General features: G+C 69.9%; 17 protein-coding genes. 5 read left to right on the top strand and 12 right to left on the bottom strand.

Annotated elements, in window-relative coordinates; genetic code table 11:
- Positions 1-70: 70 nt before the first annotated feature.
- Entirely contained in the window at positions 71-1,057 is a 987-nt protein-coding gene (locus tag AB0F91_RS05430) for a helix-turn-helix domain-containing protein (RefSeq protein ID WP_360594942.1), read from the top strand.
- A 311-nt stretch (positions 1,058-1,368) separates the two neighbouring features.
- Here the strand turns inward: AB0F91_RS05430 and AB0F91_RS05425 are convergent, their stop codons facing one another.
- Positions 1,369-1,890 (bottom strand): hypothetical protein, encoded by a 522-nt coding sequence (locus AB0F91_RS05425; protein WP_360594941.1) that lies wholly within the window; start codon positions 1,888-1,890, stop codon positions 1,369-1,371.
- Positions 1,891-2,111: 221 nt separating this feature from the next.
- Complete coding sequence (locus AB0F91_RS05420; RefSeq protein ID WP_360594939.1) at positions 2,112-2,489, bottom strand: glycoside hydrolase family 2 TIM barrel-domain containing protein; 378 nt, start codon at positions 2,487-2,489, stop codon at positions 2,112-2,114.
- A gap of 411 nt (positions 2,490-2,900) precedes the next feature.
- On the opposite strand from AB0F91_RS05420, the gene AB0F91_RS05415 reads away from it, so the two are divergent.
- Positions 2,901-3,833, top strand: coding sequence for an MBL fold metallo-hydrolase (locus tag AB0F91_RS05415; RefSeq protein ID WP_360594938.1), 933 nt, complete (start codon positions 2,901-2,903; stop codon positions 3,831-3,833).
- Between the two features lie 494 nt (positions 3,834-4,327).
- Positions 4,328-4,711 carry an aldehyde dehydrogenase family protein gene (locus tag AB0F91_RS05410; protein WP_360594936.1) on the top strand — a complete coding sequence of 128 codons (384 nt, stop codon included), beginning with the start codon at positions 4,328-4,330 and terminating at the stop codon, positions 4,709-4,711.
- 68 nt (positions 4,712-4,779) lie between these two features.
- Here AB0F91_RS05410 and AB0F91_RS05405 read toward each other — a convergent pair whose 3' ends face one another.
- The 10 genes from AB0F91_RS05405 to AB0F91_RS05360 all read right to left on the bottom strand — a co-directional run bounded on the left by AB0F91_RS05405 (position 4,780) and on the right by AB0F91_RS05360 (position 14,668).
- Positions 4,780-5,784, bottom strand: coding sequence for an iron-siderophore ABC transporter substrate-binding protein (locus tag AB0F91_RS05405; protein WP_360594934.1), 1,005 nt, complete (start codon positions 5,782-5,784; stop codon positions 4,780-4,782).
- A 16-nt stretch (positions 5,785-5,800) separates the two neighbouring features.
- Entirely contained in the window at positions 5,801-6,601 is an 801-nt protein-coding gene (locus tag AB0F91_RS05400; protein WP_360595172.1) for an ABC transporter ATP-binding protein, read from the bottom strand.
- Positions 6,602-6,634: 33 nt separating this feature from the next.
- Positions 6,635-7,681, bottom strand: coding sequence for an iron chelate uptake ABC transporter family permease subunit (locus tag AB0F91_RS05395; RefSeq protein WP_360594932.1), 1,047 nt, complete (start codon positions 7,679-7,681; stop codon positions 6,635-6,637).
- Positions 7,678-8,697, bottom strand: a complete 1,020-nt coding sequence (locus AB0F91_RS05390; protein WP_360594930.1) for an iron chelate uptake ABC transporter family permease subunit — start codon at positions 8,695-8,697, stop codon at positions 7,678-7,680. Before AB0F91_RS05390 ends, AB0F91_RS05395 begins: the two co-directional genes overlap by 4 nt.
- A 203-nt stretch (positions 8,698-8,900) precedes the next feature.
- On the bottom strand, positions 8,901-9,320 hold the full coding sequence (locus tag AB0F91_RS05385; RefSeq protein WP_360594928.1) for an Lsr2 family protein: 420 nt from the start codon (positions 9,318-9,320) through the stop codon (positions 8,901-8,903).
- Positions 9,321-9,377: 57 nt separating this feature from the next.
- Positions 9,378-9,956: a GNAT family N-acetyltransferase gene (locus tag AB0F91_RS05380; protein ID WP_360594926.1), complete on the bottom strand. Its 579-nt coding sequence runs from the start codon at positions 9,954-9,956 to the stop codon at positions 9,378-9,380.
- Positions 9,957-10,045: 89 nt separating this feature from the next.
- Positions 10,046-10,429 carry a hypothetical protein gene (locus tag AB0F91_RS05375; RefSeq protein WP_360594924.1) on the bottom strand — a complete coding sequence of 128 codons (384 nt, stop codon included), beginning with the start codon at positions 10,427-10,429 and terminating at the stop codon, positions 10,046-10,048.
- A gap of 168 nt (positions 10,430-10,597) precedes the next feature.
- A complete protein-coding gene (locus AB0F91_RS05370; RefSeq protein WP_360594922.1) occupies positions 10,598-12,238 on the bottom strand; it encodes an alkaline phosphatase family protein in 1,641 nt (546 codons plus the stop codon).
- A 58-nt stretch (positions 12,239-12,296) separates the two neighbouring features.
- Positions 12,297-13,526: a Dyp-type peroxidase gene (locus AB0F91_RS05365; RefSeq protein WP_360594920.1), complete on the bottom strand. Its 1,230-nt coding sequence runs from the start codon at positions 13,524-13,526 to the stop codon at positions 12,297-12,299.
- Positions 13,523-14,668, bottom strand: coding sequence for an EfeM/EfeO family lipoprotein (locus tag AB0F91_RS05360; protein ID WP_360594918.1), 1,146 nt, complete (start codon positions 14,666-14,668; stop codon positions 13,523-13,525). Before AB0F91_RS05360 ends, AB0F91_RS05365 begins: the two co-directional genes overlap by 4 nt.
- Before the next feature lie 780 nt (positions 14,669-15,448).
- Here AB0F91_RS05360 and AB0F91_RS05355 point away from each other — a divergent pair.
- Together AB0F91_RS05355 and AB0F91_RS05350 are read left to right on the top strand one after the other, a co-directional pair.
- Positions 15,449-15,793 carry a hypothetical protein gene (locus AB0F91_RS05355; protein ID WP_360594917.1) on the top strand — a complete coding sequence of 115 codons (345 nt, stop codon included), beginning with the start codon at positions 15,449-15,451 and terminating at the stop codon, positions 15,791-15,793.
- Positions 15,790-15,966, top strand: a complete 177-nt coding sequence (locus AB0F91_RS05350; RefSeq protein WP_360594915.1) for a hypothetical protein — start codon at positions 15,790-15,792, stop codon at positions 15,964-15,966. The genes AB0F91_RS05355 and AB0F91_RS05350 overlap by 4 nt, the downstream gene beginning before the upstream one ends.
- The last annotated feature ends 165 nt before the right edge of the window (positions 15,967-16,131 follow it).

Below are 16,131 nucleotides of genomic sequence, written 5' to 3'. Positions count from 1 at the left end.
GGTCGGCAGGCGATCGGTGAGTGGCAGTGAAGCCGGTCATCGATGAGATCCTGCCAGCTACCCTCCAGGGGTGCGGAAGATCGCGTTGGTGCTGTTCGACGGGGCCCGGTTGTTCGACACGGCCGTGGTCGACGAGGTGTGGGGCGCGCGCAGCGGGCCGGGGGCCGAGTTGCGCAAGTGCGCGGCCACGAAGGACCCCGTGCGGCTGACGGGAGGCGCCACCGTCACTCCGGAGCGGACGTTGGCCTGGCTGCGCACGGCGGACGTCGTCGTGGTGCCGGGCCTGGCGAACCTCGACGCGAAGCCCGCGCCCGAGCTGCTCGCCGCGTTGCGGGCGGCCCATCGTGCGGGCGCGCAGGTGACGGGGTTGTGCCTGGGCGCGTTCGTGCTGGGTGCGGCCGGGTTGCTGGACGGGCGACCGGCCGCCACGCACTGGCGCTTCACGACCGAGCTCGCACGGCGGCATCCCTCCGCCCAGGTCGACCCCGGCGTGCTGTACGCGGGCGGCGAGGGGGTGTGGACGTCGGCGGGCGTCGCCGCCGGGATCGACCTCTGCCTGCACCTCGTGCGGCTCACCCAGGGCGCGGACGTCGCGGCGGCGATCGCACGGACCATGGTCACGGCGCCGTTCCGCTCGGGCGGGCAGGCGCAGTTCATCACGGTTCCCACGCCGCCCCGCGACGAGGAACCACTGGCCGCCGTGCGGGAACGCGCGTTGCGGGAGCTGCGGCGGCCGTTGACGGTCGCCGAGCTGGCGGGCTGGGCGTCGATGTCCGAGCGCATGTTCGCGCGCCGGTTCGTGGCCGAGACGGGCACCACGCCCGTGCGCTGGCTGCTGGACCAGCGCATCGCCCGGGCACAGCAGCTGCTGGAGAGTTCCGACCTGCCGGTCGCCGAGATCGCCGGCTGTTGCGGGTTCGGCTCACCGGTGTCGTTCCGGCAGCACTTCACCCGCCACGTCGGTGTCGCGCCCAGCCGCTACCGCACGGACTTCCGACCCTCGACCACGACGCCGGACCGGTCCACTCTCGCTCCCGTCGGAAACCGGACGACGTAAGTCTTCCCCGGCTCGCCCAGGCCGCCGGCCTCCAGCCGCGAGGCACCCTCTTCGGCCTGGGCGACCGTCTCGGTCTCGACGAGGACCGGGGGTACCGTTCGCGTCGCGGACCACGTGCGCGGCGCAGTCCACCGCCGCCTCGAAGTCGCCCACGTCGACCTCGTAGTCCTCCACGACCCGCGGCCGATCCGGCCACCACGACAGTGACCAGCCGCTCCTGCTCCGCACTGTCCCACCACTCGACCACGGCCCGGTCGTGCGCCATCGCGATGGCGGCGGTGTACTGCCTGTCGCCGCGACAGGTCCCGGCGTCACGGCGCCGGCGTCCAGGTGCCGGTGTCCGTGTGGGAGTGTCCATTGCGGACACCGGTGACCGTCACGACGTTCTCGCCGGACTGGAGGGTGACCGGCCAGGGGTAGGTGTGGTCGGGTGAGGCGGCGGGCGCGCCGACCGGGGTTCCGTTCGGGGTGAGCGCAACCGTGTCCACCCCGTTGCCGCACGCCTTCACCGTGGTGGCCGCGGTCGTGCGGTCGGTCCAGCGGCGGCTGGTGAGGTAGCCGAACGGCGTGGTCGTCCAGTGGGCCTTGTACCAGTAGAACGCGTCCTTGCGGACCCGGCGGTCATAGGTGACCAAGCCCTTGTCGTTGCGGCCGAGGATGTCGCCTTCGGCGCGACCGTCGGAGGCGAAGTCGAACATGTTCCACCCGAACGTGCCCCACAAGCAGGGCCGCGTCTCGATCTGTTTCCACGAGTTCCGGTGCACGAAGGTCTCGTACCCCTCGGGGTTCACGCGCGACGGGATCACCGGCGGCTTCACCGTGGAGTGCTCCACGTGGTCGTGGATGCTGTCGCCGGCGCCGTACTCGCTGATCGCGATCTTGCGCGCGGGGTCGGCCGCGTGCAGCTGGTCGGTCCACGGGCCGGGGCCCGAGCGCGGACAGGTCGTACCAGCCGTAGTACTTGTTGTACGCCGCGAGGTCCGCGTGGCCGGACACGGCGGCCTGGCCTCCCTTGTGGTTGGCGGACACGGAAAGCCGCGCCGGGCCTCGGCCTTCACCTGGTCGGCGAGGGCCTGCAGGATGCCGTGCGTCGGTGACGTCGTCGTTCTTGGCCTGCTCGTTGCCGATGCCCCAGAACGCGCTGGACGGGTGGTGGTCGTTCTGGCGGATGAGCTCCGACATCTGCTGCGTCGGTGACGCCCATCTCGTCCATGAGGTCGAAGTCCCGGTCACGTTGCCGGTCGGCCACGGCCCAGCCCTCGTCGAGGCGGTCCTGGTGCGCGTTGATGCCGTGGAGGGCGACGTGCGTTCCGTTGAGGAAGAACTCTTCGTCGGGGTCCACCGCGGGTTCTCGGAGCCCCAGGGTTCGCGTCACGGTGTCGGTGACGCGACCGGTGCGCGCGTCGAGGAAGTCGACGGTCGCACTCGGCACCGGCCACGTCGGCCCACACCCTCGTCATTCACGGATATGAAGGCGGGTCGTCAGGTTGAACGGTCCGTAGGCGGCCGGCCACCGAGGAGTCAACGCGCGAACCGGACAAAGGCGGGTCAAGCGCCGGAAGCAGTATCAAAGTTCTGAACCGCGCCCATGAACCCCCGGAGGAAGTATCACGATAAGTAACGTCACCCTCACCAACAGCCGCCAGCCTGAGGGAACTTCGAACCGGAGGTATGGTCTGCCCGTCGGCGTAGGGAGGTAACTGTCCGGACTGTGCGACGTAGCACACGATGGGCTCACAGCCTGCTGACATACGGCCGCCTGGTCTATACCATTTGCAGAGCAGTGATCCACTACCATGCAGTGGTCCGGGATCACGGCGGCGCAGCCCACGAGGGGGACCCCATGCCCGCCATCAGGCGAAACATCGTGCCGCTCAGGTACTCCGACCCGAGCGTGGTCGCCTACGTCCGCAGCCCGACCGACTGGCTCGTGTCCAACTGCGGCTGGATCCGCGGCCGATCCGGCGTGATGCTGGTCGACACGTGCGGCACCGAGCGGGACACGCTGGACCTGGTCAACGACGTCCGCAAGTACTCGACCGTCGAAATGCCGCTCACGCTGGTACTCACCCACGCCCACGGCGCACACCACAACGGCGCCGGCGTGGCGATGCGCAACGGCGGGCGCATCCTCGCCGCCGAGTCGGCCGTGTCCGCCGTGCGGGCGGGGCCGCAGCGGTACGAGGACACGTTCGACTGCAAGAACTGGGGCACGCTCGAAGCGCCGAAACCCGAGGCCGTGCACGCCGTCACCACGCCGCGCGAGGTCGACCTCGGCGGGGTGGTCGTGGAGGTCGTGCCGTTCCCCGGCGTCGCGCACACCGACGGCGACCTGGTGGTGTTCGAACCGAAGACCGGCACGCTGTTCACGGGCGACCTGCTCTCCGTCGGCTCCACGCCGATGGCGCTGCACGGCTCGATCCCCGGCTGGCTCGATGCGCTTTACTGGCTGGACAAGACTTTCCCGACCGTCCGCACCTTCGTGCCCGGCCACGGCGCGCTCAGCCACCCGGGCAGCTTCCCGGTCGCCGTGCTGCGCACCTACCTCAACTGGCTGCTCGACGCGACCACCCCGGAAACCCCCGACTTCGCCGAGCTGGCCACGATCGCGCGCCGCCGCTGGCCGAACTGGAGCAACCCCGAGCGCCACGTCGGCAACCTCATGCGGGCGCACGCCGACCAGCACGGTCGGCCACTGCAGGAGAAGACGGCGCTGCGCGCGATCCTCGACGCGGTGGGCGGGAAGATCGACCTCGACGCGCGGCTGGGCCTCTAAGACCCGGTCATCCGCCGCCGCAGCCCCGAAGGCGTCACCCGTACTCCGCCCGGAACACCTGCGAAAGCCACGGCTGATCCGTGGTCCCCCAGCGCGCCGCGACGGCCGCGATGCCGCGCCCGCCGGCAGCGGGTCGGTGAGGTCCCGGCGCACCGCCTCGAGCCGCAGCTTGCCAACGGTGCCGCCGAACGTCTCGCCGGAGTACTCGAACAGCCGGTGCAGCGAACGCGGCGACATGTGCATTCGGCGCCGCCCCGTTGCGGCGCGAACCACAGGGTGGACCGAAGCTCTACACAACAGTTGTCGCAGCGCGCCAGACTTGCGTTCGTCGGCGTGTGCGGGGTCGACCGCGCACAGAACGACCTGGGCGATGCCGATGAGGCGAAGCTCGCGGGCCGATGCGTGGAGCCACTCGCTCGTGGACGCTTTCGCCGCTCCGCGCACCGCGCCCGGGTGGAGGGCTACATCGCGAAGGGCAAGGCCGAGGCGAACGGGTGACCACCGGCGGCGGCCGGCCGAACGGCCGCGACGTCGGCTGGTTCGTCGAGCCGACGATCTTCGCCGACGTGGGACAATTCGGCCACGATCTCGCGCGAGGAGATTTTCGGCCCGTGCTGTCCGTGATCCCCTACGCCGACGAGGCCGACGCCGTGACCATCGCCAACGACTCCGGCGTCGGGCTCGGCGGCACCGTCTGGACCACCGACCCAGACCGCGGATGGTCGTGGCCCGGCGCGTCGAGACGGGCGCGATCGGCGTCAACACCTACCTGCCCGGCCTCGCCGCGCCCTTCGGCGGGGGTGAAAGCCAGCGGCATGGGCCGCGAGCTGGACCCGGGCAGCTACCAGCAGTTCAAGGCGATCCACCGCGGCGCCTGACGCCACAAGCGCGCAGGCCTCCCCGGATCGCCCGGGGAGGCCTGCGCGGTGTCAGTGTGCGAAGAAGGTCAGCCGAGGTACTTCTTCAGGTCGTCGAGCACGTGGTCGGCGCCGATCGGGCCGAGGCCGAGGAACCACACCTCGTCGGAGACGCGGATGGCGTGCTGCGACTTCACGGCGCTCAGGCCCGCCCACAGCCCACTGCTCGTCACGGCCTTCTCGTCGGCGTTCGGGCCTGCGCCATAGCTGGAGTAGAAGATCCAGTCGCCGTTCGCCTCGTCGATGCGCTCGCGCGAGATCTGCTTGGCCAGCTCGTTGATGTGCTGGTTGTCCGGCCGCTGCAGGCCGACGTCGGAGAAGATCACGCCGATGAACGACAGGTCGCCGTAGATCCGGATGCCCGTGGAGTGGAACCGCAGCAACGAGATCTTGGGGTTGCCCTTGATCCCGGCCTTCACCTCGTCGGCCTTCTTCTGGTACGCGTTGAGCGCCGCCACGGCCTTGTTCTCCTGGCCGAGCGCCGCCCCCACGAGCAGCAGGTTCTCCTTCCACGGGAAGCCCGGGCGGATGCTGAACACCGTCGGCGCGATCTTCGACAGCTGCGGGTACAGGTCGTTGGCGCGCAGCTTGCTGCCGAGGATCAGGTCCGGCTGCAGCGAAGCGATCTTCTCGAGGTTGAGGTTGTCGGTGCTGCCGATCGTCGGGATGCCCTTGGCGCGGTCGGCGAGGTAGCTCGGCACACCGGTCTGGCCGGCCGTGGTGGCCATGCCGACGGGCGTGACGCCCAGCGCCAGCACGTCGTCGAGCTCACCGCTGTCGAGCACGACCACGCGGATTGGCGCCTTCTCGATCTTCGTCTGGCCCAGCGCGTGGGTGACCGTGCGCGGGAACACGCCGGGGCCGACGTCGGCCTTCAGCTTGGCTGTCTCGGTGTCGGCCGTGGAGAACAGGCGGCCGCCGGTGGCGACGTCCTTGTCCCCCACGCCCGAGGTGGTCGTGTTGGCGGGCTGGCTGCACGCGCCCAGAAGCGTCGCGGCGGCGAGGACGCCGACGACCTTGGTCCATCTGGCCATCGTGGAGTGTTCCTTCCTAGGGCTGGGTGGTGGGGGCAGCGGCGCGGTGGCGACCGATCGGGACGACCATGGGGGTGCCGGACACAGGATCGGCGATGATCCGGCAGGGCATGCCGAACACGTCCTCGACGAGCTCGGCGGTGAGGATGTCGCCGGGGGCGCCCTCGGCGGCGATCGACCCGTTCTTCATGGCGATGAGGTGATCGCCGTAGCGGGCCGCGAGATTGAGGTCGTGCAGCACGATCACGACGGTGGTGCCGTCGTTGTGGTTGAGATCGGCGAGCAGGTCGAGCACCTCGACCTGGTGGCTGATGTCGAGGAACGTGGTGGGCTCGTCGAGCAGCAGCAACGGCGTGCGCTGCGCGAGCGCCATCGCGATCCACACGCGCTGGCGCTGCCCGCCCGAGAGCTCGTCGACGGGCCGGCCGGCGAGCTCCACGGTGTCGGTGGCCAGCATCGCGCGCGCCACCGCGTCGTCGTCCTCGTCGTTCCAGCGGCGGAACACGCCCTGGTGCGGGTAGCGGCCACGGCCGACGAGGTCGGCGACCGTGATGCCCTCGGGCGCGGTCGGCGACTGCGGCAGCAGGCCGAGCACCCGGGCGACATCCTTGCTGCGCAAGGAGGAAATGCGCTTGCCGTCGAGGAACACCGCACCGGCCGAGGGCGCGAGCAGGCGCGCGAGGCCGCGCAGCAGCGTCGACTTACCGCACGCATTGGTCCCGACGATCATGGTGACCTTGCCCTCGGGGATGCGCACCGAGAGGTCCTTCACCACCGTCACGGGCCCGTAGCCGAGCTCGAGACCTTCGGTGTGCAGGGTGGGTGTCGTCGGTTTCACGCGCCTTCTCTCTCAGACTCGGCCGGCCCGGTTCGCCGTGGCGAGGAGGTACAGCAGGTACGGCGCGCCGACGGCCCCGGTCACCACACCCACCGGCAGCTGCGTGCCGAGCAGGTGCTGCGCCACGAAGTCGCCGAGCAACGTCACGAGCGCGCCGGTGAGGGCGGGCGCGACGAGGCCGACGCGGGCGCCGCCCACGAGCCGCGTCGCCACGGGGTTCGCCACGAACGCCACGAAGCTCACCGGCCCGGCCGCCGCCGTGGCGAACGCGGCGAGCGCGGTGGCGACGAGGAGCAGCAGCAGCCGCATGCGTTCCACGCGCAGGCCGAGCCCGGCCGCGGTGTCGTCACCCAGCTGCAGCCCGGTGAGCGCGCGGCTCAGCAGCAGCGCCGCCGGGCCGAGCACCACGAGGGCGATCGCGAGCGGCACCACCTTGTCCCAGCTCGCGCCGTTGAGGTTGCCGGTGAGCCACACCAGGGCCTGCTGCGCCAGCGTCACGTCGGCCCACGTCATCAGGTACGACACGATGCTCGCGAGCACCGCGCCGACCCCGACGCCGATGAGCACGAGCCGGTAGCCGTTCACGCCGCCGCGGCGCGAGAGCACGTAGATGATCACGCCGGTGAGCAGCGCGCCGACGAACGCGGCGGCCGAGAGCACCGGACCGGACACTCCGAACAGGACCAGGCAGATCACCGCGGCGGCACTGGCACCCTGGGTCACGCCGATCACGTCGGGGCTCGCCAGCGGATTGCGCAGTAGCCGCTGGAAAAGCGCGCCGCCGAGTCCGAACGCGACACCCACGAGCACGGCTGCCACGGCGCGCGGCAGCCGCAGCTGCGTGACGACGTAGGCGCCGCCTCCCGTGCCGTCGCCGAAGAGGATTTCGGGCAGCTGTCCCACGGGGACGTTGAAGTCGCCGACAGCCAGCGACAGCGCGAAAACTCCGACGAGCAGAACGAAGAGCACGAGCGACACGAGCCACACCCGCGCCGCGCCCTGGCGGCGAGCGGCCGACACCGCTTTCAGCGCGTCGGGCAGCTGCAGGGGCGGCTTCACACCTTCACCAGCTTCCGGCGCCGCACCAGCACGATGAACACCGGCGCGCCGATCACGGCGGTCACGATGCCCACCTGCACTTCGGCCGGGCGCGCGATCACGCGGCCGATGACGTCGGCCACGAGCAGCAGCAACGGCGCCAGCAAAGCGGAGTACGGCAGGAGCCACCGGTGGTCGGGCCCGGTGATCAGCCGGGCGACATGCGGCACGGTCAGCCCGACGAAGGCGATCGGACCGGCGATCGCCGTCGCCGATCCACAGAGGACGACGACCGCGAGCGCGCAGACCGCCCGCGCCACAGCCACGTTCTGTCCCAGTGCGCGGGCGACGTCCTCGCCCAGCGCCAGCGCGTTGAGCATCCGCGCGGCCACCAGCGCGAGCACCACGCCGACCACGATGAACGGCACGGCCTGCGTGATCGTCGACGTGTCGCGCCCGGTCAGCGAGCCCACCTGCCAAAAGCGGAACTGGTCGAACGTGGTCGTGTCGGTGAGCAGCAGCCCGCTCGTCACGGACTGCAGCGCCGCGGTCACCGCCGCGCCCGCGAGCGCCAGTTTCACCGGCGTGGCACCGACTCGGCCGAGCGCGCTGATCCCGTAGACGACCACCGCGGCGGCGGCCGCGCCGGCGAAGCCGAACCAGACGTATCCGGTGACGGTGGCGATACCGAGCGTGCTGATGCCCAGCACCACGAACAGCGCGGCACCCGCGTTCACACCCAGCAGGCCCGGGTCGGCGAGCGGATTGCGCGTGGCGCCTTGGATCACGGCGCCGGACAGTCCCAGTGCGACGCCCGCGAGCACGCCCACGAGCGTGCGCGGCAGGCGCAGCTCGTGCACCACGAGGTGATCGGGATTCGAGGCGTTGTAGTGGAACAAGGAGTCGAGGACCGTGCCGAACGACAGCCCGCGCGATCCGACGGCGATGCTCAGCGCGGCGGCGAGCACGAGCGCGGCGAGGAGCACCACGAGCCCCGCCGTCAGCGAGAGTGTTCTCGGGCGGGCTCTCTCGGCCACAGTCGGTTACCTTCACTCACAGGGTATTAGGCTTGGCTACCCTACCCCGCGCGCGGCGCCGCCGTCGTGTGGTCATCACCACGGTCATCACGTGTCATCACTGCTACACCGCCTGGTGATTTCGCCGTGGTGGGCGAAGCATCCCCGAAAGCCGAATGGGGTCCGTCACCGCGGTGACGGACCCCATTTCGCGAAAGCTCGGCTCAGGCGTTGGCCTTCTTGCGCGGCGCACGCTTGCGGGCCGGCTTGACGGGAGCCGCTTCGACCTCGTCGATTTCTTCTTCACGCTCTTCGTAGGCCTTCACGATCTCCGCGGGGAGCCGGCCCCGGTCGGACACCTTGAAGCCGTTGGCCTCGGCCCACTCCCGCATGAGGCGGTTGCGCTCCCGATCGGCCGCGGACGACGTCGCCCGCGGCGCCTGCCCGGCGGCCATGCGCACCTTGCGGCCTCCGACGCGGCGGGACACGCTGACGTAGCGCGCGAGCTCATCGCGAAGCGCGGCGGCGTTGTCTTCGGACAGATCGATCTCGTAACTCACACCGTCGAGGCTGAAGGGGACGGTCTGATCGGCAATGCTGCCGTCGATGTCGTCCACCATCTCGACGTGAACCTTCTGCGCCATGGTTCGTCGTTCCTTCACCTTCTACAGGACGTGCCTGGGGGAACCCTATCGTGTCGACTAATGCCGCGCGGTGCTGGACACCCATTCCTCTCGGGAGAGCGCGTACTCGACATCGCCGTGTTCCGCGCCTTCCAGGTATTCCGGCCACTCGAGGAAGAAGGTGCGCACGAGCTCCAGCCCCGCCTTCTCGAGTACCCGCCGGGAACGGGTGTTGACCGTCATCGTCGTCGCGACGACCCGCTCGGCACCGAGTTCCGCGAATGCCTTGCGGAGCACCGCTTGCAGCCCTTCCGTCGCGAACCCGCGCCCCCACACCGCAGGCCGCAGGCGGTATCCGACTTCGGTACCGCCGCCCTCGAGACCACGGCTCGTCGCGGGCCGCACCGAGAACCACCCGGCGAATTGGTCCGTCCCCGAATTCACGGCGGCGAAACACCCGAACCCCGCGGGCAGATCCCGGTATTCCGCGAGGAAACCCGGAAGTGTCGCGCCTTCGACGACTTCACGGGACACCGGACGGCCGTCGTCGACGAAGCGCATCACCGCGGGATCACCGTGGAGATCCGCGAGCGCGCCGGCGTCGGCGGGTGTGAACCGGCGCAGCCGCAGTCGCGGCGTTTGGGTCCACGTGGCCATGGCGGGGATTGGACCAGTGTGGCCGCCCGAGCGCAAGGGGCATTTCCGAACTATTGGCCCCTGCCGGAAAATCGCCGCGGAAAATGCGCTCAGCCGCGCGTGAAGCCGCCCAGGTGGTGCGGGAAGACGGTGATCGGCACGCCCGCGCCGGCCAGGTCGCGCAGCATCGTCAGGATCGAATCCGTGGGCGTGCCGTGGACGCGGATGCTCGTGGTGGCCGTGAGGTTCGCGCGGAACGCCGGGTCGGCGTGCTCGGTGAGCACGCGCATGTGGTGCTCGAACGAGTCGGTGTCCGGGTGGATCTGCACGAACTCGACCTCGGTTCCGTCGGCGCTCGCGTACTCGTGGAACGCGATCAGGCGCGGCTCGTGGTCGTCGACGAACCGGGCCCAGCCGGGCGCGCGGCCCTGCTCGGCGTCGAACCTGCCGGGGACCACGCTGTTGGTGGCGATGAAGACGAACGGTCCGGTCACGGTGACCACCTCCGCCTACTATCCAACCAGTTGGTTAGTTGACTTGCCACTGGAATCACCGTCGCGTTCGCCACAGCAGGCGGGCGCGGAAAGGCCGAAGGCCACCGGGTTCGGAAACCCGGTGGCCTTCGGAACTGGGTACTACTGGTGTTCGGTCCTACGCGGTGTTCAGTGGTGCCCGTTCTTCACGACCGCGCCCGACTTCGGGTCCAGCGGGAGCTTGCCCGCCTGCGGCCGCCAGAAGTCGAACATGTTCCACAGACCGCCGGCTCGGGTGTCGAACGACGAGTCGCCGATGCGGCCGGTGGACCAGTTGTCCTCGATGAACTGCAGAACCGAGGTCTGGTCGGTGCGGGTGTGGTCCACGAAGTTCACCTTGCTGTAGGGCGAGATGACCTGCAGCGGCAGGCGCGGGCCGTAGCCACAGCGGTCCGCGTAGCTGCCCACAGTGGTCTTCGTGCCCGTGCAGAGCGACTGGTCCTGCGAGGCGTCCTGTGACCCGTTGATGATGGTCGACTTCTGGTGGTCGTACCAGCCGTCCGAGTCGTCGTAGGCGAGGACGATCGCGGTGGAGCGCCACTCCGGCGACTGCTGGATCTTGTTGATCTCGTTGACCACGAACTGCTGCTCGTCGAGCGGGTCGGAGTTGGCCGCGTGGGCGTCCTGGTAGGCCGGGGCCTTGAGGAAGCTCACGGCGGGCATCGAACCGGCCTGCAGCGAAGCGTCGAAGTCGGTCATGTCGTACTGGTGGTTGGCCTGGTCGGTCTGACCAATGGCCTGCACCGAAGACGGCGGCAGGTGCTTCGGGTTCGCCGTCGACTTGTAGTACTGGAACGGCTCGTGGTGCGGACTGTAGTCCGTCACCGGGACGCCACCGACGTTGTTGTGCTGCGCACCGCAGACCGCGAACCCGTTCTGGGTGCCGGTCGGCTTGAACCCACCCTGAAACCAGCCCCAGGTCACGTGGCGCTGGTTGAGCAGGTCACCGATGTTCTTGCCCTGCTGCGCGGCGAGGTTATCGGTGGCCGTGTGGTTCTTGTCCGAGCAGTCGTCCCACGCGGGGTCCGGGTCGTTGATGACCGTGCCGACACCCTTGGCGTCGGGCGAAACCACCACGTACGAGTCGGACGTCGGCTGGTGCGTGACCGAGGTGACCGCCTGGGTCCCGTGCGTTTGGCCCGAGATCAGGTTGATCGCGCCGGGGGTGGACGGACCGAACGTCGTGTTGTAGGAGTTGTCGCTCATCGCGTAGTTCTGAGCGTAGTTCCACAGGCCGGTGACGGTGTTGCCGTCGTAGTAGTCCATGACCAGGCCCGGTTCGCCGAAGAGGATCGGCTGGCCCGTGCACTTGTCGGTCTCGGTCTTCTCGACGAACTTGTCCATCTTGCCGCCGTTGAACGCGGCCTGCTCAGCACCGTAGGAGTGGTTCTGGTCGCAGGTGAGCGCCTTGTCGGGGCCGAGGCGCTTCGGGTCGTAGGCGTTGGGGTTCTTCGTCAGCAGCTTCTTGTCGAGGCCGTTGACCTTCGGGGTGTTCTTCGCGGCCTTGAACGGCGTGCCGTCCTGGTTGGTCGCGTTGGGGTAGGTGCCGAAGTAGTGGTCGAACGAGATGTTCTCGCCGAAGATCACCACGACGTGCTTGATCGGGGTGAGCGTCGGCGTCCACGACGCGGGCACGGTGTGCAGCGTCTGCGCATCCGCCGACGTCGCCGCGGAGCCGGTGACGATCGCCAGCGCGGCCGCCGAAGCGAGCGCACCGGCGCCGATCAGCCGCCGCGAACGGCGACGCCGTCTGCCGATTCCTTTGTCCACTGGGGAATCCTCCTGATCTCGATGACCTCGAAGTGGGAACTGCGATAACGGAAAACGGTCAGGCCAGCAAAGCCCGGCCGTAATGGTCGTCGGGACCGGTCACCCCGGGCAGCGCCAGGAAGTAACCGCCACCGAACGGGGAGATGTAATCGACCAGCGGTTCGTCGATGAGCCGCTTCTGGACCGCCTCGAACTGACGCTCGAGGTCCTGCTGGTAGCAGGTGAAGATCAGGCCCATGTCCAGGTTGCCGTTGGTGTCCACGCCGCGGTCGTAATTGACCGCGCGGCGCAGGATCCGGCTGGAATCCGTCTCCGGCTTCCGGGGGTTCGCCATGCGGATGTGGCTCGTGAGCGGGATGACGGTGCCGACGGGGTCGTCGGCGTACTTCGGCACGTCCTGCTCGTCGGCGCCGTCCAGGGGCGCGCCGGTGTCGCGACGGCGGCCGAACATGTTCTCCTGCTCGGTCAGCGACACGCGATCCCAGAACTCGACGAGCATCCGGATCAGCCGCACGACCTGGTAGGTGCCGCCCTTGGCCCACGCGGGCTCGCCACCGCCCTCACCGAGCCAGACCAGCTTGTCGTACTCGGCTTCGGTCGGGTTCGAGATGCCGTCCTTGAAGCCCATGAGGTTGCGCGGGGTGCCCGAAGGCCGCGGCTGCGAGGCGAAGCCGTTGATCTTCCAGCGCAGCTGCATCCCGCCGCGCGTGGCGCGGGCGATGTCGCGCAGCGCGTGGAGCACGGTGTCGGTGTTGTCGGCCGACAACGTGAGCGACAGGTCGCCGTGGCACTGGGCGGCGTCGAGCGCGTCGTTGGGGAACATCGTCATCGGCTTGAGCTTCTTCGGCTTGAGCGCCGCGAGGCCGTAGCGGTCGTCGAACAGCGACGAACCGACGCCGAGCACCACGCCGAGGTTGCCCGCGGGCACGACCGGGCCCAGCACGCCGGAGTCGGCGGGCGGCGCGGTGATGCCGAGCGCCGCGGGGGCCCCGCCGGCGGTGAGGAAGCGCGCCCGGTCGGTGATCTCCTTGAACAGGTCCGCTAGCTCGGCTTTGTTGTCGGCGACGACGTCGAACGAGGCCACCACGCTCTGTGCGGGCGGCCGGCGCATGATCGCGGCCTGACGGTCGCCGTGGAACGCGACGGAACCGGAACCGGAGTCGGCGGCGCTGGCGGCGACCGAGCCGATCCCCACGCCCGCGGCGGCGGTCAGGCCGGCGCCGACAACGGTGCGGCGCAGGAACGTCCGGCGGGAGGACTCCCCCGGCTGGGCGGGCTTGGCGGTCACGAAACCCTCCTGGGCTCGGCGATGGCCGCGATCGGGGCGAGCCGCTCGGTGAGCTCGCTGACGTCGGCGTTGATCTTCTGGCGTTGCGGCGTGGTGAGCGCGGACACGGGCGTCCACGAACCCTCGGGCTTGCGGGCGCCGTCGAGAATGGTTTCGGTGCGCTTCATCCAGCTGTCCACACCGGACAGTGCGGGGTAGCGCGGGGCGAGCACCGGGCGCAGGACGTCGAGCACGGTCTGCACGCCGTCGAGGTTCGCCCGCACGGTGGCGAGGTTGGTGCCGCTGCCGTAGTCGGTCTTGGCGGTGAGCTCGAACTGCAGGGCGTTCTCCACGATTTCGTGGGCGCGCAGGCCGAGGTCGTTCGAGTCGACCTGGCTCTGGGGGAAGGCGGTGCGCAGGGCCTGCGCGTCGGTGGCCAGCTTGTCGACGACGCCGCCGAGCGAGCCCATGTCCTCGTTGTGCCAGAGGCCGTACTCGAGGCGGTGGAAGCCGGTGAAGCCCGGGTCGGCGGTACCGCCGGGCAGGCCGTCGGTCGTGCCGTTGATGGCGCCGTCGGAGTCGCCGAACGCGTCGTACGCGGCGCCGAGGCGCTCGTAGGTCAGGTGCGCGGTGAGCCAGGTGGACTCGCTCGCACCGCGGTCGCCGCGGTGCACGGCGTCCTTGAGCGCGCCGACGTCGGTGACCAGCGTGTCGAGCCCCTGCGTCACTTTGGCCTCGTAGACCTTGAGCGGCTGCAAGAGGTCGTTCTGCGTCACCGCCGCGACGCCCGGGCCGCGCTCGGCGCCGCCACTGACGGTCGTCGTCGGGCCCACGATCGCGGAGGAATCCTCAGGAAGGCACCGGAAGGCGTACGGTCCATTACCGAGTGTCACCGACATCGGCCGGGTCGTCCCCGTGCCGAGGCCCTCGACTTCGCCGTAGATCACGCCGGTCTTCGGGTCGATCAGATCGACCTCCGACGTGACGGCTCCGGTGTTGTGGAGGTTGAAGATCTGCGGACCAGCCTTGGGGTCCGTCCAGCCCTGACCACAGGCGGAGCGGGAGATCTGGATCTCCGGATCCTGCGCGGACGCTCCGTCGGGCCAGACCGCGAAGGCGATTCCCACGGCAGCGGCGACGACCACGACACCCGCGGCCCCCACTACCCAACGGGCACGTACAGACCCCGGCACGCGCACACTCCTGCCACTCGTTCGGACTACCGGGAGGGAATTATGCGTGCGGAACGTGAAGAAACAGGGGGTCGAGACCACCTACCGCCCGGGAATTCACCAGGACTTCAACCAAAAATCGATTAAACCGGATATAAGGATCAAAGTTCCGCACTGCATCAAGTCCTGTTCGACACGTATGGCGGGTTTCTGATGCGGGCACACCGGGGAGGGCGGGCGGACGAAAGACGCGGACGGCCGTGGTCGTCGTCGGGACGCGCCCGGCGGGCCTCACGGCGGAGAACCTCCTGGGTGAGGCCCGAATCGGCGTGGTGGTGCCGGAGGAGCGCAGCCGGGAGTTCTTCGGAAAACGCCCCCGTGCCGGGTTCATCGAGGAATGGGCGGTACGGGCCCCGCCGAACCCGGCTTGGCCGCCCGGCTGCTCGCCTCGGCGCAGCAGCACGATTCCTTCGAATTCTGTGTCTTTGGCCCCGGCTCCGCTCGGGGCGTGCGAGATCGCCGTTGAGCCGGGTTCCGGATTGAGCGGTCGGATCGGCCGGGGGCCGATCGCACCACGCAATCCGGAAGCCCGCGCGATCTCGCTGGCGGGCCGGCCTTGGGCGAGTGTGGCAGTTCTGGCTGCGGCACTCTGAGATCTTCCGCAGCCGGAGGCGGACTGGCCCGGCGAGCGCCGGTGGCGCGAAGCTGCGCACCCGGCTCGACCTTGCCGCCGGAGACCACGCTCGTCGCGCGGCACGGCTGCGGCCTCGCATGGCCGGCGCTGTCGGCGCAGGCGCCGCGTCGGCCGAGCGCGTGGTGCTCGGCATCCACGAGCGCGGCTGCGCGGCGCACCTGGCGCGGACGCCGACGATCACGCGCTACTACCTGCAGATGTCTCTGACCGAGACGAAGGAGGACTGGTCCGACGAGCACGTGTGGCACGAGCTGCGCACCCGGCTCGCGGTGCCGGACAGCCCCGTGGCCGAGGGGCCGCTCGTGGAGAAGCGCCTGCGGGGCATGCACAACTGTCTTTGGCCCCGGCCCCGCCGGGGCGGCGAGATCGCCGTTGAGTCCGGCGCGATCTCGCGCTGTGGTCGCCTGGGCGGGGTTGAGTGAGGCAGTACCAGGAGTTCTCGCTGTGGCTCTCGGAGATCTTCCACCACACGCCCGCCGCGAGCGGCCCGTTCCCGGCCGGCGTGGCCGGGGCGCGGCTACGGCGGCTGCTCGGTTCCGAGACGGTGGCCACGGCGTGCGCGGAGCCGTTCACGGGCAACGCCGCGGACTTCTGAAACTCGTTGCGCCCGCGTCGCGGACGCGGTTGGCTCGGGCGGTGACTCCGCCACTCGGTTTGCCCCCCGTGGTCCCGCGCATGATCGTCGAGGACCCGGTGGACCACGCCCACGCCCGGCCCGGCCGAGGTGCGGCACGGCGACACGCCCGCGCGCTGGCCTGGG

Origin of the sequence: Amycolatopsis sp. NPDC023774, from assembly GCF_040639695.1 — a bacterium.
Lineage (GTDB): Bacteria > Actinomycetota > Actinomycetes > Mycobacteriales > Pseudonocardiaceae > Amycolatopsis.
This window is presented reverse-complemented; position numbering and strand designations above follow the sequence as displayed.

Excerpts from the sequence above, each read along its gene's own strand:
- AB0F91_RS05405 (WP_360594934.1), bottom strand. The coding sequence starts at position 5,784 with ATGGCCAGATGGACCAAGGTCGTCGGCGTCCTCGCCGCCGCGACGCTT.
- AB0F91_RS05415 (WP_360594938.1), top strand. The coding sequence starts at position 2,901 with ATGCCCGCCATCAGGCGAAACATCGTGCCGCTCAGGTACTCCGACCCG.
- AB0F91_RS05355 (WP_360594917.1), top strand. The coding sequence starts at position 15,449 with ATGGCCGGCGCTGTCGGCGCAGGCGCCGCGTCGGCCGAGCGCGTGGTG.
- AB0F91_RS05385 (WP_360594928.1), bottom strand. The coding sequence starts at position 9,320 with ATGGCGCAGAAGGTTCACGTCGAGATGGTGGACGACATCGACGGCAGC.
- AB0F91_RS05380 (WP_360594926.1), bottom strand. The coding sequence starts at position 9,956 with ATGGCCACGTGGACCCAAACGCCGCGACTGCGGCTGCGCCGGTTCACA.